A 16,043-nucleotide genomic window follows, 5' to 3' on the forward strand; every position below is an offset into this window, starting at 1 on the left:
AAGAAAACGAAAGTTAATGGCCGATCACATTCGATAGAAACCTGAAAAAAGCCTAAATTTCTTTCACTTGATAAGAAAGTGAAAGGTTTTGGTTTGTGATTTATATCGTCCGTTCACAAGGAAACTCACGAGTTTCCTAGAGGTCGGTTTTAGGGAGTGAAAGAGCGGAAATCGAAAGGTCAACTTTTCGCCTTTCGTTGTCAGATTTGATGAAAATCACACATTGAAAAATTGGGTGATTTTTACGCTTTCATTTTCTTTTTATCGATAACGTCGTTCATGGAAGGGGTATCACAAACCAATGTAGCAGGGGGGGGATAAGGCTATGAGGGCAGAATAGAAACAACCAAAGAGAGGGGAGCCTTTCGGCTCACCCAGAGGAAATAGAGGGGAAATCTCGGTGTTGATTATTTCAATACAGTGCGAAGGCGACGGATTTTTTCTTCCAACACGGATTTTGGACAACCCAAATTCAAACGAATAAAGCCGCGGCCTTCTTCGCCAAAGTTGTAACCCATAGTAGGGATGACGCCAGCAGCATGAAGCTGCTTTTCTAGCTCTTCATCAGCAAGGCCCATGTCACGACAATCAACCCATGCCAGATAGGTCGACTCTTGAACGCGGTAGGTCACTTGCTTCAGTTCGTTACCAATAAAATCGGCCAGCAGCTGATTGTTAGCATCGAGGTACTTCAGTGTGTCGTCTACCCAAGCTTTACCGTGACGGTACGCAGATTGGTTAGCCAAAATACTGAACGCGCTATAAACATCAATGCCGTAAGCGAGAAGCTTGGATTTCAATGCTTCGGCTTCTTTTTCATTCGGGATCATGGTGTTAGTGAGGCGAAGTGACGGCAAACCAAAGGTTTTCGTGCCCGCAATGCACACGGCCATTTTTTCGAAGTAGATAGGGTCGACACGCAAGCAACTGAAGAAGGTGTTTTCACCAAACACGATGTCTGCCCAAATCTCATCAGAAATCAGGTAAACGCCATATTGGTGGCAAAGCTTGCAAAGGCGCGTAACTTCTTCTTCTGTCCAAACACGACCACCTGGGTTGTGCGGATTACAGAAAATCATCACCTTCACGCCGTCTTTGAATTGCGCTTCCAGATCGTCAAAGTCGATGGTGTAGTAGCCGTTGTCATTGTGCATTTTTGAGGTCGCTACGGTGCGGCCAGTGTGCTCAATGGTGCGGTAAAACGCATGGTAAACCGGACTTAAGATCAAAACCTTGTCGCCTTCTTGGCTCCAGCGTTCAACCAACATGGCAATAGCTGGCAGGCTGCCCGGTGTGGTGTGGAACCATTCTTTTTTCAAGGTCACTTGATGGCGTTCTTGCCACCAGTCAATCACAGAGTTGAAGTATTCGTCTCCACGCTCTGAATAGCCGAAAATGCCGTGCTCCAATCGCGCTTGCAGCGGCTTGGTAATGAATTCTGGGGCTTTGAAATCCCAATCAGACACCCAGCTTGGCAGTGCTTCACCTTCCGGCACGCCCAGCCATTTTTCCATGTAGTCCCATTTCAGGCAGTCGGTGCCGTAGCGGTTAATTACTGTATCCAGTTCGTGAGCCATAACGTCCTCAAAAAAAGTGGGAAGCCTTGAACAGGTCAAGGCTTCGATTTGTTATTGTTTTAGGTCTTTCTTCTACACTGCCGCTGCAGGCTGCGCGCTTTTCATGTGCTCTTTAGCTTGCGCAATACCGATACCGGTGACTGCCCAAATCATTGCAAAGAAAATCGCGGAATAGTTTTGAATTGCCCATGGTAGGTAGTCCAGCGTCGATACACCCAAGGTTGCAGCCATGAATACACCCGCGTTGGTCCAAGGCACCAAAGGTTCGATGATGGTGCCTGCATCTTCAATGGTGCGAGACAGGTTCTTCGCATCCAGTTTCATTTTCTTGTAAGTATCACGGAACAGCTCGGATGGGATAAGCAGTGCCAGCTTGCCATCAGAGGTGGTGCATACCACGGTGATGGTAGTCACTATGGTTGCGCCAATCAGGCTGGTGGTGCCTTTGATGCCTTTAGCCATGGTGTCTACCAGCACTTTCAGGCCGCCAGTCAGAGCCAGTGTGCCAGCAAATGAGAAGGCACAGAAAACCAGTAACACCACGCCCATCATTGACGTCATGCCACCACGGTTAACCAGAGTCAGCACGTCTTTAACAATGTCTACATCACCCAGACCTGCTGTTGCGAACATGCTGGCGTTAAAGCCACTGATCATTGCAGTCAGTGCGGTTTGAAGGCTGAAGCCTTGGAATACAACCGCATTCAATACACCAATTGCGATGGCTGCCAGCATCAAAGGAATGGTTGGCAACTTGTGGATAGCACCCCACAAAATGAGGCTGGTGGCAAGATGAGGAACACGTTCAGTGAGAACAGTTGCTCAAGGTTTGCCAGAATCGCCGTCACTTTCTCTGGTGTGTCTGCCGATACATCGCTGCTGCCAACAAAGAAGAACACAACGGCAGAGAGGATGAATGCAGGAATGGTTGTCCACAGCATGTGCTGAATGTGTGAGTACAAATCGGTGCCGGCAACAACCGGTGCAAAGTTGGTGCTGTCTGACAGCGGAGAAATTTTGTCACCAAAGTACGCACCTGACACCACGGCACCCGCAACGGCTGCCAAGTTTGCATCCATACCTGCTGCAACGCCCATCAGTGCGACACCGACAGTACCTGCCGAGCCCCAAGAAGTGCCCGTGCACAGCGATACCATGCAGGTAACCAAGAAAGACGTCAGCACCAAGTATTCAGGCTGATGATTTTCAATCCGTAATAAACCAGCATCGGAATGGTACCGCCGACCATCCAGCTGCCAATCAGGCCGCCTACCAGAATGAGAATGAACACCGCAGGCAGGGTTTGCGCCAGACGATCGATAATTGCTTTTTGAATGTCGTCCCAGCTATAACCCATTTTCCACGCAACGCCAGCGGCTACGATTGCCGACGCCAGAAGAAGACTTTCGATTGGTAGACCGAATACGCCGTATCCAATCACCAGAAAACCAAGCATGGCAACCAATGGCAGCAATGCTAAAACCTTGGATGGAGCAGATATTACTTTGTTATTCATGTAATTTACATCCGATAGGGCAGGAAAAAACAGAGATAAATAAAATTTCAAATCAGTTCTAAGTCGCATTATTAAAATAATCTGTTAATTCCCTGCGATCCGTGATGGATTTCACCAATGCAAAACAATATGATTGTCATGTAATTTACATGATTAAAAAGTATGATCGAGGACACAAATGGCGACCATCAAGGACGTTGCTAAAGTGGCTGGCGTGTCGATAGCCACCGTATCGAGAGTGATTAATCGAGCGAACAATGTGGTACCAGCGACCGTTGCCAAAGTGGAAGCGGCGATGGTGGAGCTAGGTTTTGAAGTGCAGGGAAATCGCCGCCTGACCATTAACCAAGGAAATGATCTGCTGGGCTTAGTGGTAAGTCGCTTCAATTCACCGTTTTATGGCTTGTTGACGCAGGGCGTTGAAAAAATTGCCCGCAAGCACGGCCGTAATCTTATGGTGTTGAGTGGCGAGTACGACGAAGCGAGAGAACAAGAAGCCATTGATGTCTTATTGGCAAAAGGTTGTCGTAATATCGTGCTGCACAGCAAAGGCATGTCAGACAAAGTGCTAACCAAACTGGCTAAACAGTTGCCGGGATTGGTGTTGGTAAACCGTCACGTGGAAGGCATGGAAGAGCAATGCGTTTGGCTGGATAACGGCGAAGGCACGTACCTTGCGACCAAACATTTGATTGAACAAGGCCACCGCGCCATCGCCTATATCTCTTGTGAAATGGCGGTAGATGACAAAGCTGACCGCTTTAACGGCTATTGCCGCGCGCTTGAAGAAGCGGGTATCTCGCTGGATCCTGATTGGATTGAAGAAGTGCCGTTTGGCGAACAAGGTGGTGTCACTGCGGCAAACAATCTACTCAACAAGGGGCTACCTGTTACCGCGTTAGTCGCGTTCAACGATTTCTTTGCAGCGGCAGCCATGCAGGTCTTTAAAGAGCAAGGCATTAGCATTCCAGAGAGACTCTCGATTGTCGGGTTTGATGATGTGCTGCCAGAGTGCTATTTCAGCCCAAAACTCACGACCATTAGAAATCCAATCGAAAGCATGGGAATGAACGCGGCAAGACTGTCAATTGAAGGGAAGGACAGTGCATTGGTAAGGGCGTTCCAACCGCTTTTAATCAAGCGAGATTCCGTACATTCGCTGTAGTTACTGTACTTTTTTCGACATTTCACAAAACAAAGGGGCACCTCGCTGTGAGAGTGCCCGGACAATTTTCATTGCCACAAGCGATTCTTGAAACTCTTCAATAGGAAAGCTCTCTGAGCGTGTTTTCCCTTCACCTGCAAAAATGTATCTCGCTTCGACGTCTATTTTTCCTTTTTGCGGATTGGCCGAGATTGAGAGGATCTCTCTGTCGTGCACCAGCAGTTGGTATTTCTTGTCATAGTTTAATTGGCAACACTTCACCGTGCGTTTGTTAACGTCGTCATAGCGGTGACTGACAAGCTCCATGGCCGGTGAGATAACTTTGTTACTCACATGCTTAAACTTCTCAATGAATTCAGCCTCTAGAGCTTTTTTCTCCAGCTCTTTCTCGAGCTCCTGCGCCTCTTTTACTTTTGATTCAGCGACGCTCAGCAAACGCTTTAGGTTGTCAGTCATGGTGAGTTTCCTACCAAACATTGCACGCTTATCCCAAATATAGGAAACATATTGCTGTCAAGCTAATCGTACATGTTTTATCCAATTGGGCCGACTGGCGAGGAACAGGAAACGCGCGCCTTAGTCCGGGGCAGAAACGCTTTTTTACAAAGGTCGTGATGAGCCATTTTCCGTTTCGGATTATTGTTGCAGCCACCCAGAAAAGGGGTACGATCCGGCAAAGCAGGGATCCTTAGCCCCACATTCTCAACGGCGTTTTATTAGGACAAGACATGCATTTTACCTACGTCAATCCAACCGTGATCCATTTCGGCCAAGGCCAAATCGCGGCCATTCAAACCGCAATTCCCGCTAACAGTAAAGTGTTGGTGATTTACGGTGGCGGCTCCATCAAGCGTAACGGCGTTTACGATCAAGTTTCTGCAGCTCTCGAAGGCCACGATTGGCTAGAGTTTTCTGGTGTAGAGCCGAACCCGACTCGTGAAACGCTGGATAAAGCGGTCGCGATTGTCAAAGCGCAAGGCGTGGATTTCATTCTGGCCGTTGGTGGTGGCTCGGTCATTGATGGCTCGAAGTTTGTGGCGGCAGCATCAAAGTATGACGGCGATAGCTGGGACATCATGACCGGAGAGCACGTTGTGACAGAAGCAACGCCGCTTGGCGCGATTTTGACCCTGCCAGCAACGGGCTCTGAGTCAAACTGCGGCGCGGTGATCACTTACGCAGCCGAGCAATCAAAGCTCGACTTTTTAACCCCTGCGGTTCAGCCAAAGTTTGCGGTACTTGATCCTGATGTCATGAAAACCCTGCCGGAACACCAACTGATCAACGGCATTGTGGACGCATGGGTACACATCTGTGAGCAATACATCACTTACCCGACAGGCAACATGGTGCAGGAAGGTTACGCTGAAACCTTGCTGAGAAATCTTCTGGTGCTGGGTAAAGCGTTTGACGAGCGAGACAATGATGCGTGGCGCGCGAATCTCATGTGGACGGCAAACCAAGCACTGAATGGCATGTTGGCCTCTGGCATTCCGCACGATTGGGCAACACACATGATTGGCCATGAGATCACCGCGTTGTGGAACGTTGACCATGCCCGCTCTTTGGCCATTGTTCAACCGTCATTACTGCGTGACCAAATCACTGACAAACAAAGCAAGCTTGAGCAAATGGGCCGCAATGTCTTTGGTTTGGTTGATGGGGCTGATCTTGCTTCTCGCACCATTGATGCGATTGAAAGTTTCTACCGTTCTTTAGATGTTGATACCACCTTCTCTGCATCTGACATGTCGAAAGAAGAAGCGGTTGACGCCGTGGTTTCTAAGCTTGAGAAACATGCTATGACGGCGTTGGGTGAGCATGAAGCGATCACGCTTGAGGTTTCTCGCCGTATTTTGAATAACGCGTTTATGTAAGACTAAACGGAAACGAAAAAAGCCGGGCATTGCTGCAATGTCCGGCTTTTTTGCGCTTAATTTTCGCGAGATTGTGAATGTTCGCGACAAATAAGATCCGCACCAGAAATGTTCAGGGTCATTTTGGTTAAATCGCAGAAGAAGGTTTGATCGCTGTCAGGCTTATGAAAACGGCAGGTTTTACACAGACCGAAGCTTGCGCTGTTGGTTGATGTTTGAATGTCTCGGAGCAGATTTTCCAACTGCGTTTTCAAAGCATCTTGCGCATCACCAAGGTTGTCCAACCCACGGCGTAAAGAGGCTGGCGGAATGGCGTCTTGCGCGATGGCTTGCCCTTGCTCTGTCAACACCAAGTGGGTGACGCGGCGATCGACCGGATCTTTTTCTTTTTTCAGAAAGCCTTTCTTCTCTAACAAAGTGATCGACTGAGACGTTGTGCCTTTCGTTATCCCTAAAAACTCGGTGACCGCAGCAGGCGTATCACTGAACTGGTTACAACGAGAGAGGTAGTAGAGCACTTCAAGATGCACGGGATGCAAACCGTGTTCAAGGCCAGCCAATCTCACTTCGTTTCTGAATAATGTTGTGATGCGTTCAATAATGTCGCAGATCGGATCCACATCCCTCATGCACGTTTCCTTAAAAAGTTTTTTGTCGAAACTATGTTGACAAGCATAACAGCCTTCTTATACTGAATAAAGTTTCGAGGCGAAACCAAGCTAACGAAAATACCGTTAAATCAGACAAGAGAGGGAATTCACCATGAAAAAAACGCTTATTGCTCTACTCACTGCAACGGTTTCTGCATCTGTGTTTGCACACGACAAACACCAGGGTCATATCGTTTCACCCAAAAATGCCGACGTGACACCGACCTTTGATATTGTTCACGCCAAAGTCGTGAAAAATGGCAGCAAACTCACCTTTCAAACTGAAGTGGTCGACGAGATTGGAGAGATAAAGCCTGCTGTCGTCGGCGAGCTTGCTGGCTCCAGCGTGTATAGCTATGTATGGCCAACGGCACTTAATTCCGCTGACATTGGTTTTGGTAAAGACAAAGGCATCGTCGCACTGGCGGTGACGGCGCATCCCGATTTTGATGACACGCCGCGTTACGATGAAAACCAAGATGGCGACTATGCGAACGACGGCAACGAATGGCACTCTCACTGGGTAGTACTGGTTGAAGATAAACAATGTCCTGCGGGGCTCAAAGTGCGCGACATTCCTGAAGGCACGGCTCCCATCGTTCCAGTGACTTGGCCTGACCTTCCCATTTATATCGACAGCCCAGGTTACGAGCCAAGGTTTACTAAAACAGAACTGACCGTCGATGTACCGACCAAAGACATAGCCTTTAAAGATGACTTCAATTTTGATGCAGTGACAGCGGTGTTAAAGGTGAATGCCAGTGTTCATAACCCCTTATTGTGTGTAACAGGCGTGGATGACATTGCTTCAGGCGATCTGTCTTTACCTGGCGTGGTGAAAGGGTAGGAGGGGAGATGGCGATTCATGTTTACGATACGTATGCGACAGCATCGTCCGGGAAAATTCTTCATTTTGATGTGTTGCAGCGAGTGAAAGATGACGTGCTGGCGGTGAAATATGCCAAAGCATGGCTGGCTGAAATTGGCGAACCTGATGCAAACGTGAAATCTGGCAATTGCGCGTTTTGCCATACCACCGCTGACTTACCCCAGTTTGAGCATGACTTAAATGAAAAGGGCTATGCGATTTACAAGCTGGAGGGTTGTTAAGTGTCAGAATGTTAGAAAAGAAAAAGCCAGCTTGCGCTGGCTTTTGCTCCCATATTATCAACCAAAGAGCTAAGCAGAGCGACTGATTGATAACACAGATAACTATTGATACCCCATTCCTTGAGGCCTGTGTCAATGCGGACATTTTATGGAGTAAATATCTGCATATCGCACAGGTGTGCAATCTAACACTGTCAGTGGCTCAATCAACCAATTCAGAAAGCTTATGCGTAAGTGACATATAGTTCTGCGCAAAATGCAAAAAAAAGCCAGCATCAAACATGATGCTGGCAAAACAAGATAAATATGCAATAAGAAATAGAGCTTGTAGTTAGCTGGAACTACAATGCGAGGATATGCGATAAGTTGGAATGCAAGTGAGATCTAGAACTCGCTTTTTTTTGAGATGCACAAAGCTGAATTCTTCATGCACGTAACAATAGAAAATTGTTCAAAATTCATACTTGTGGGTGTTTGGGCTGGCTGTTTGCAAGACATTGTTTTGAGTTGTTAGTCGTTGCCCCACGCATTCTACCTAGCTAAAAAATCCCTCAGCAGAACTCAGGGATTTTTGCGTTAAACGGAAAGTCCGTTTAAGACGTTATCTGGATTACAGGTAGTAACAAATACCCAGTTTCCACTGGTTGTTGTTATCTTCTGAACCGTCAACAACTTCTTTTGTTTTGCTAGTGCTGTGCTCGCCTTGCCAGCCTGCAGCCAGTGTTAGCGATTGGTTTTCAGCCAGTGCCAGTGTGTTGATGTAGCTCACCATCTTGTCAGCACGGCCTGTGCCTAGGTTTGCGTGGTCGTTGTAAGTGAAGTCACTTGCGTAAGAGATAGGCTTATCAGTTGCTGCAACAGCATTGTAGTAAGGTGCCCACTGAGTTTTTATTCCGTTTAATTAATGGTCTGTTATGTCCAAAACAGCCAATAGGCGTCTCAAACGCCCTTGGCTACTTAACAGGCTCGAACCGGAATGTATTCCATAAGTGAATGATTTAACTCATGAAACAATCTCAATAAATGAAAAATATAATAAATGACATATCTATCAATTGGTTATGGGCGAACTGGTTGATATTTGATTTATCTTGCTGCTCACTTTTTTATCTATTTGTACGCGACGTCGGCGGCAGGAAATTGCTGGAATTGAATTGCGATTGACTGTTCATTGATATGGAAAATGAAGGAGAGAAGTACAAGTAAGTTGCGATAGAGATCTTTAATTTTGACGATTTTGACGGAGGAGGGCCTTTGCGTTGACTAAATTTGAAGCGGTAGAGGGGGGTATGTATAATCCCGCCTCCAAAGGCTCGAAACCCGCTCTTTAACGACGTTCATCATGAGCTCGTTAAGAGAAAAATCCCGAGTCATGACGAGAAATTACATTGCTTCGCCGAAGTGGAATATATAGCTAAGGCGCTGAAATTTAGTGAGATGTTAACTATGTATCCTACTGCCCGCTTTTCCGTTGCGCCGATGTTGGACTGGACGGATCGCCATTGCCGCTACTTCCACCGTATCTTGTCGAAGAATGCGCTGCTGTACACCGAGATGGTGACAACGGGTGCGATCATTCACGGTAAAGGCGATTTTCTTCAGTTCAACGAAGAAGAACATCCGGTTGCATTGCAGTTGGGCGGCTCAAACGTGGCGGACTTGGCGCATTGTGCGAAGCTAGCGCAAGAACGTGGCTACGATGAAATCAACCTGAACGTCGGTTGTCCTTCTGATCGCGTTCAAAATGGTCGTTTCGGTGCGTGCCTGATGGGTGAAGCTGATCTGGTGGCGCAGTGTGTCGCGGCGATGAAAGAAGTGGTCGATATTCCAGTGACGGTGAAAACCCGTATCGGTATCGATGACCAAGACAGCTATGAGTTCTTGGTCGATTTCGTTCGTACAGTGAGCGAGAAAGGTGGCTGTGATGATTTCACGATTCATGCGCGCAAAGCGTGGTTGTCGGGTCTCAGCCCGAAAGAAAACCGTGAAATTCCGCCGTTGGATTATCCGCGCGTGTACCAACTGAAGAAAGACTTTCCACACCTGACCATGGCTATTAATGGTGGCATCAAGTCGTTGGAAGAAGCAGAAGAGCACCTGAAATTTATGGATGGTGTGATGATCGGCCGCGAAGCCTACCAAAGCCCGTACTTGCTGGCAGAAGTGGACAGCCGTTTGTTTGGTAGCGATGCGCCAATCATTAAACGCTCTGAAGCGGTAAAAGCCATGTTCCCTTACATCGAAGAGCAGCTGAGCAAAGGCACCTATCTGAATCACATCAGCCGTCACATGCTGGGCATATTCCAGAACATGCCGGGTGCACGCCAATGGCGTCGTCACATCAGCGAAAACGCGCACAAGCCGGGTTCAGGTATCGAGGTATTGGAAGCTGCTTTGGCGAAAATCCCAGCTCACTTGGACGTGTAACCTTTGCTAGTGTGAGTGGTTGGTTAATTTTGCCGCACTTTCTGGCGTAAAATACCAAGAATAACGAAGCCGCAGTTCTATTAGAACTGCGGTTTTTCTTTATCTGCTTGAAAAATAATAATAAATAAAAGTTGGCCTGCTTCGTGCAATAACATCAGAAAAAGAAAGTCTCTGTGTACCTTAGGAGGGTCTGATGATTGAGTTTCTGTTTCTGGTTGGTTTTACATTAGTGCTGTTGGCAACAGGTATTAGTTTCCTTGGCATTGTCGCAGCGATGGCGGTGGGCTTTATCGTAATGGCGCTGGCCGGCATGATTGGCTTGGTGTTTAAAATGCTGCCTTGGATTATCTTGATTGCGGTGATTGTGTGGCTACTGAAAGGGCGAGATAAAACCGCAGAAAACGCACGTGATTACTGCTACAAGCGTTCCCGTCGCTACAACCGAGCACGCCGTTATTAAGGCAAATTCCAGTAAGATAGTCTGGATTTAACTGGATGATTCCGCATAAAAAACCGTCAGTTTTGTGCGGAATCTTTGGTTGTTTTTTGCTATAGTGCCCGCAAACCATAATCCAAAATGTAAGGCGGAGCCTTTCAATGAAAAAACTAAACCTATCTCTTGCTGCACTGGCAGTGGCCGGTACGTTTGCACTTCCTGCACAAGCAGCAGTTCTTTTAGGGGCAAAAGTTGGCGCAGATGCGTGGTACGCAGATGCAAAAATTAACGATGTTCGTGCTGATGATGCAAACGTACAGATGTCTTACTACGCGGCGTTTGAACACTTCATCCCACTGGTTCCTAACGCAAAAATTCGCCACACCAGCGTTGAATCAAACAAGTTCAACACTGACTTCAATCAAATCGATTTCATTGCTTACTACGAAATTCTGGATAACGACCTGATCTCTTTTGACGTTGGTCTGAATCTACAAAAATTCGATGGCCGTTTTAACAACCAGAACTTCGATGAGTGGCAACCAAACGTATACAGTGACGTTCGCCTGGGCATTCCAGCAACGCCTCTGTCTCTGTTCGGTACTTTCAGCTTCGGTAGCTACGATGACACCAGCACTGTCGATGCAGAAGCAGGCGTTCTGTTCACTCTGGGTCTCGTTGCAGCGGATCTAAACATGAAAGCGGGTTACCGCGTTCAAGATTACGACTTCAACTACTTCGGCGCGAACAACGGTAAATTCATGAACGACGGTTTCTTCGTTGGTGCTGAATTTAACTTCTAATTCGCTGCTTATCAGTTGAAATGAAAAACCGCGCCTTAGCGCGGTTTTTTTGTGCCTGTTTTAAATCAAACCTAACCGCCTTTCTTGCCTTGATCTCTTGTTGGTTGGAAGCCAACGACCGCCAGTACGATAAACACCAGAGTACAAGCTGACACCACCAGCAGTGCCGTCAGATTAAGTTGCTGATAGAGCGCGAAGCGAATGAGTTCTACCCCAAAAGTAAAGGGATTGAAGCGGCAGATGTCATAGAGCCAAATACTCGCTTCTTGCATCTTCCAAAGCGGATACAGCGCAGAGGAAAGAAAGAACATGGGGAAGATGACAAAATTCATCACGCCAGCAAAGTTCTCTAACTGTTTGACTCTAGAGGCGATGACGATACCGAGTGCGCTTAGCATCAGTGCCGTTAAAAAGAGGGCGGGGAGTGCCATGATGTAACCCATGGCAGAAAGCGGTCTGTCATACAGCGCAGCAATCACCAAAAAGGCACCCACCTGCAGCACACTAACCAAAGCACTGGCGATTTGCTTTGAAAGCAGCAAAAATGGGCGCGGAAGCGGACTGGTGAGCAAGACTTTAATGCTGCCCATTTCCCTGTCGTAGACGATAGAAAGCGAGCTTTGCATGCCATTGAACAACAGAATCATGGCGCAAAGGCCGGGGAGAATATATTCCTCGTAATTAATGTAGGTGGCGTAAGGCTCCATGATGGCGATGCCAAGCGCAGCGCGAAAGCCTGCGGCGAACACAATCAACCACAGCAGCGGACGCACTAAACTTGCGGCAAAGCGAGCACGTTGTTGGAAAAATCGCAGCCACTCTCGATAGCAAATCCCTTTAAACGCATACCAATATTGCATCATCGGCTGGCCTCCGGTGCATTATCGGCGGTCAGGTTGGCAAAGACTTTCGCCAGCGTCGGGTGCTGATGAATTTCCCTCAAGGTATGCGCGACATTGTGGGCGCGAAGGGTGCCGCGATGCAGAATGAGCACGTCGTCGTCGTCATCCACCTCTTCAATCAAATGCGTCGCCCAAAGCACGCAAAGTGGCTGCTGCTCGCAAAGGGCGCGAACCGCATCAGAAAGCGATGCTCTGGCTTTGGGGTCCAGTCCGCTGTCGGTTCATCAAGCAGCAGGATCTCCGGAGAGTGCATTAACGCGCGAACCAGTTCGGTGCGTCTTCGATGGCCGCCGTTTAGCGCGCGGATTTTGTCATTCAGCCTGTCTTGCAGGGCGAAGTGCTCCAGCAGGGGCGCGGCTTTTTTCAGGCTTTGCGCTTTGCTATAGCCATGCAATGCACCGTAGTAACTGAGGTTTTGCGCGACAGTGAGGTCCAAATCGAGGGTGTTTTGCTGAAAAACGACGCCAAGTTTCGCCATGGTTTGGCGTTTGGGTATTTCACCAAGTAGGGTTATTTCACCGCTTTGGACGGGTGTAAGGCGAGTGAGCAGGGAAAACAAGGTGCTTTTCCCTGCGCCATTGGGGCCCAGCAACATATGCAAGCCACGCCCCAAGGACAGCGAAATGTCCTGCAGAGCGTGGCGCGAGCCATAGTGGTGGTTGAGATGGGTGACCTCAATCATACGGTGCCGTTATTCGACAGTGCGAACAGCAACACCCCAAGGGTAACGACCCACTTTCACGGTTTTAATCACTTCACGGTTTGGCACGTCAATGATCGACACGTCACCGCTGACACCGTTGGTTGCCAGCAATCTGTCTTCTGCCTCATTGAACGCCATCTGCCATACGCGGCGACCGACCAAAAGGTAATCTTCAACTTCCAAAGTGTCGGTATTGATCACCGCCACATGGTTAGCAGGGCCTAATGCTACAAAAGCTGTTTTGCCATCAGAGGTCAGTTTTACCCCCACTGGCTGCACTTTGTCTTTGTGTACGCCTTTCGGTGCGAAACCAATTTTTTTGATGATTTCTTTGCTGTCGGTATCAATCACTGACACCGTGCCACCAATCTCAGAGCTGACCCAAAGTTGCTTACCGTCAGGGCTGAACTGGGCATAACGCGGACGTGCATCCACCAAAGTGTTATGGAACATCTCGTTGGTGTCGGTGTTTATCCAGTGCGCCATGTTCGAGGTTTCAGAGGTGATGATGGCTGTTTTCCCATCAGGACTTACCGCCACACCTTCTGGCTCAACACCCACTTCCACTTGGGTCACGACGCTAGAGGTGGGAATATCGATAACCGTCATCAGCGCATCGTCTTCGTTGGCGACATACAAGCGATTGCCGTCTGGCGAGAGTGCAAACAGCTCAGGATCTTCGCCTGAAGGAAGGTCGCCAATGATGGTGTTGTTCGCGACATCCAACACCTGAACCGTGTCATCTTCACTGGCACAAATGTAGAGGTATTTGCCGTCTTTACTGACTTCGATGCCACGCGGACGGTCGCCAACATCCACAGTGTTGATCACTTCCATGGTATCCATGTCGATTATGCTAACGGTGTCATCCTTTTCGTTTGCCACGTAGGCAAGCTCTTTCGCCATCGCTTCTGAAGAGAGAAGCGGCGAAGCCATCAGCGTTGCAAGTGTTAAAGCGAGAATCGATTTGGCCTTTTGCATAGTCGGTATCCTTACTGATTGTCTGTTGCGTTCATTGTGAATAATCGGCACTGGCTTTGTGCTTCATCGATGCCCAAAGAGTCGAGCTCATTGCGAGGATGAAGGAAGCCTTCGAAAGGGGCTGTAGCAACCAGTGCCTGTGAGTCAAATAGCGGTACAGTTTGACGAAGTTGACCATTCCATGGTCGGTAAGAAAGCTTGCGTCCTTTGTAGGCCGCAAGCTGAAAACGGTCGCTCATGATGAAAGGTAATACTGTCTCTACATCGCCTTTGTTGAGCGCAGTAACCGCTTCATTGACCGAACGAACGGCCACCCAGGCGGCATAGTCTTTCGCCGTCATGTAGCGGTCAAAAAGCTTGGTAAATCGGTTTTGAAACTGAATCGCGGCCCATTGCTCAATCACATAACTCCAGCCATCGGCACGCAGGCCGTGAGTGCCAATCACAGGGCGTGGAAGCCACGTGTTGTAGGGCAGGTGCTGACCGAACAGGTTGCTTTCATCAATCACCAGCACGGCATCGTAGTTACTGGCTTGCGTGAACAGCGGGATCTCTGCAGAAGCGGAGCGACGAAGGTCAGTGTCGAAGTTCCATACCTTCTCTTCGACGACCTTGTGGTTGTATTTCCTCAGTGTGGTTTTGACAGCGTCTAGGTAGGCGTTATCTGCCTCGGTCACACCGGAAACCAAAAAGACGTTATTGAGGCGTTTTACCCTGAGCCATTGAGACAGCGCATCGCCTTGCATGGCGTAACTCAGCGAGGTTTGCAGTGTGTTTGGTAAGCAGATTTCGGTGCGCAGTGACACGTCATGATTGCCCACGTTGAACAGCAGGGCGTCGTCGGGAATCGCTTTTCTCAGCGCAACAAGATACGGGGTATCGACATCGACAAGGAAGTAGCGAATCCCTTCTTTGTACCAAGTGCTCGCAGTGTTTTTTAGCTGCTCGACATCGTCAGAGGTTTCCACCACTAAGGCGTAATTTTGTTTGAGGAATTTGCCTGTGCCGTTGGCATCTTTGATGGAAAGCTCGGCACCTGCAAGCCCATTATTTTCGGGCTCTCTGAGGTATTCAGGTACGGCGCGCGTTTCTTCTACGGGCAGGCGAAGCATACCAATTTGTACGTTCACTTCGGCGTAAACGCGCAATGAGAAAAACAGACCAGAGGCCAGAAAGAATAGCGCAATGAAGCGATTAAGCATGTTGACTCGGTAACTTTCCATAAAGTACTGCACTCCGAAAAAGGCAACGTTTTTAGGGTAAGCAGGGACTGAGATTTTTGCCAAATCAGCACGTCTAGGTAATAAGAATATCCTTCCAAAGAATGAGGTTTCCCCCCGCCTTTGTAGCATGTCATTGATGTGCTGCCGCTCCTACACTTTTCCCCAAACCTGAGTGCAAAGGAGTTTTGTAACATGGAAAAGGTTGAGCGAAAGATTTGTATATTCACGGCATTAGCACTGGTGGCAGGGCTGACTTCCCAATGGGCATTTGCCCACGGCGACGTCACGCCACAGTCTATCGACACCTCCTCAATTCCGGTGTTAGGGGCAGAGTGGACGGAGACCAATCCTTACCGTGAGCTAGACGGTGATGTCCGTGTGGAGGTCGAGCGAGTAGGCGCATCTGCCTACAACCAAAACTGCGCACGTTGCCATGGGCTGGAAGGCATTTCAGGCGGTTTTGCGCCGGACTTACGCTACCTCGCGCCAGATTATGACGGTGACGAGTGGTACATCTACCGAGTTCAAAATGGCGCGGTGCGTGACGGTGCTGTGTACATGCCGAAGATGACAGAACACCTCAATCAAGAAGCCCTGTGGGCGATCAGAACCTGGCTTGAAGCGGTTGCACCGGAAGACAGTTAAAGCAGGGAATGATGGAGGAAACGGACAT

The 16,043-nt window shown here is 48.5% G+C and carries 17 protein-coding genes and 1 pseudogene; 8 read left to right on the forward strand and 10 right to left on the reverse strand.

The window, feature by feature from the left end:
- Nucleotides 1-407: 407 nt before the first annotated feature.
- Complete coding sequence (locus ATN88_RS20410; RefSeq protein WP_067419470.1) at nt 408-1,577, reverse strand: MalY/PatB family protein; 1,170 nt, start codon at nt 1,575-1,577, stop codon at nt 408-410.
- Between the two features lie 72 nt (nt 1,578-1,649).
- A pseudogene (gene nhaC / locus ATN88_RS20415) lies at nt 1,650-3,093 on the reverse strand (Na+/H+ antiporter NhaC).
- 178 nt (nt 3,094-3,271) lie between these two features.
- Here nhaC and ATN88_RS20420 point away from each other — a divergent pair.
- On the forward strand, nt 3,272-4,258 hold the full coding sequence (locus ATN88_RS20420; RefSeq protein ID WP_067419471.1) for a LacI family DNA-binding transcriptional regulator: 987 nt from the start codon (nt 3,272-3,274) through the stop codon (nt 4,256-4,258).
- Here ATN88_RS20420 and ATN88_RS20425 read toward each other — a convergent pair whose 3' ends face one another.
- Nucleotides 4,259-4,714: a hypothetical protein gene (locus ATN88_RS20425; protein WP_067419472.1), complete on the reverse strand. Its 456-nt coding sequence runs from the start codon at nt 4,712-4,714 to the stop codon at nt 4,259-4,261.
- Nucleotides 4,715-4,986: 272 nt separating this feature from the next.
- Between ATN88_RS20425 and ATN88_RS20430 the strand changes: the two genes are divergently transcribed.
- The gene (locus ATN88_RS20430; RefSeq protein ID WP_067419473.1) at nt 4,987-6,135 is read left to right on the forward strand and encodes an iron-containing alcohol dehydrogenase; all 1,149 of its coding nucleotides are present in this window, start codon (nt 4,987-4,989) and stop codon (nt 6,133-6,135) included.
- Nucleotides 6,136-6,191: 56 nt separating this feature from the next.
- On the opposite strand, the gene ATN88_RS20435 is transcribed toward ATN88_RS20430, so the two are convergent.
- Nucleotides 6,192-6,764 (reverse strand): MarR family winged helix-turn-helix transcriptional regulator, encoded by a 573-nt coding sequence (locus ATN88_RS20435; protein ID WP_067419474.1) that lies wholly within the window; start codon nt 6,762-6,764, stop codon nt 6,192-6,194.
- A 133-nt stretch (nt 6,765-6,897) separates the two neighbouring features.
- Here ATN88_RS20435 and ATN88_RS20440 point away from each other — a divergent pair, with 133 nt between their 5' ends.
- Both ATN88_RS20440 and ATN88_RS20445 read left to right on the forward strand, forming a co-directional pair.
- Complete coding sequence (locus ATN88_RS20440; RefSeq protein WP_067419475.1) at nt 6,898-7,632, forward strand: hypothetical protein; 735 nt, start codon at nt 6,898-6,900, stop codon at nt 7,630-7,632.
- An 8-nt stretch (nt 7,633-7,640) separates the two neighbouring features.
- On the forward strand, nt 7,641-7,895 hold the full coding sequence (locus tag ATN88_RS20445; RefSeq protein WP_067419476.1) for a DUF2024 family protein: 255 nt from the start codon (nt 7,641-7,643) through the stop codon (nt 7,893-7,895).
- 610 nt (nt 7,896-8,505) lie between these two features.
- Here the strand turns inward: ATN88_RS20445 and ATN88_RS25910 are convergent.
- Nucleotides 8,506-8,667: a hypothetical protein gene (locus tag ATN88_RS25910; RefSeq protein WP_157490781.1), complete on the reverse strand. Its 162-nt coding sequence runs from the start codon at nt 8,665-8,667 to the stop codon at nt 8,506-8,508.
- Nucleotides 8,668-9,341: 674 nt separating this feature from the next.
- On the opposite strand from ATN88_RS25910, the gene dusA reads away from it, so the two are divergent.
- The 3 genes from dusA (at nt 9,342) to ATN88_RS20460 (ending at nt 11,561) form a co-directional block, all read left to right on the forward strand.
- Nucleotides 9,342-10,322, forward strand: a complete 981-nt coding sequence (gene dusA, locus ATN88_RS20450; RefSeq protein WP_408607725.1) for a tRNA dihydrouridine(20/20a) synthase DusA — start codon at nt 9,342-9,344, stop codon at nt 10,320-10,322.
- Between the two features lie 193 nt (nt 10,323-10,515).
- A complete protein-coding gene (pspG, locus tag ATN88_RS20455) occupies nt 10,516-10,782 on the forward strand; it encodes an envelope stress response protein PspG (protein WP_067419478.1) in 267 nt (88 codons plus the stop codon).
- Nucleotides 10,783-10,919: 137 nt separating this feature from the next.
- Nucleotides 10,920-11,561 (forward strand): TIGR04219 family outer membrane beta-barrel protein, encoded by a 642-nt coding sequence (locus ATN88_RS20460; RefSeq protein WP_067419479.1) that lies wholly within the window; start codon nt 10,920-10,922, stop codon nt 11,559-11,561.
- A gap of 71 nt (nt 11,562-11,632) precedes the next feature.
- Here ATN88_RS20460 and ATN88_RS20465 read toward each other — a convergent pair whose 3' ends face one another.
- The 5 genes from ATN88_RS20465 to ATN88_RS20480 are packed head-to-tail and all read right to left on the reverse strand — an operon-like array spanning nt 11,633 to nt 15,370.
- A complete protein-coding gene (locus ATN88_RS20465) occupies nt 11,633-12,421 on the reverse strand; it encodes an ABC transporter permease (RefSeq protein WP_067419593.1) in 789 nt (262 codons plus the stop codon).
- Nucleotides 12,421-12,585: a hypothetical protein gene (locus tag ATN88_RS27795; protein ID WP_232313445.1), complete on the reverse strand. Its 165-nt coding sequence runs from the start codon at nt 12,583-12,585 to the stop codon at nt 12,421-12,423. The genes ATN88_RS20465 and ATN88_RS27795 overlap by 1 nt, the downstream gene beginning before the upstream one ends.
- Entirely contained in the window at nt 12,582-13,145 is a 564-nt protein-coding gene (locus tag ATN88_RS20470) for an ATP-binding cassette domain-containing protein (RefSeq protein ID WP_232313446.1), read from the reverse strand. Before ATN88_RS20470 ends, ATN88_RS27795 begins: the two co-directional genes overlap by 4 nt.
- 9 nt (nt 13,146-13,154) lie before the next feature.
- Nucleotides 13,155-14,147 carry a YVTN family beta-propeller repeat protein gene (locus ATN88_RS20475; RefSeq protein WP_067419480.1) on the reverse strand — a complete coding sequence of 331 codons (993 nt, stop codon included), beginning with the start codon at nt 14,145-14,147 and terminating at the stop codon, nt 13,155-13,157.
- A gap of 11 nt (nt 14,148-14,158) precedes the next feature.
- Complete coding sequence (locus ATN88_RS20480; protein ID WP_083539556.1) at nt 14,159-15,370, reverse strand: ABC transporter substrate-binding protein; 1,212 nt, start codon at nt 15,368-15,370, stop codon at nt 14,159-14,161.
- A gap of 192 nt (nt 15,371-15,562) precedes the next feature.
- On the opposite strand from ATN88_RS20480, the gene pedF reads away from it, so the two are divergent.
- Nucleotides 15,563-16,015 (forward strand): cytochrome c-550 PedF, encoded by a 453-nt coding sequence (gene pedF, locus ATN88_RS20485; protein WP_067419481.1) that lies wholly within the window; start codon nt 15,563-15,565, stop codon nt 16,013-16,015.
- Nucleotides 16,016-16,043: the final 28 nt, after the last annotated feature.

It is taken from the genome of Enterovibrio coralii, assembly GCF_001559595.1.
GTDB classification, from domain to species: domain Bacteria; phylum Pseudomonadota; class Gammaproteobacteria; order Enterobacterales; family Vibrionaceae; genus Enterovibrio; species Enterovibrio coralii.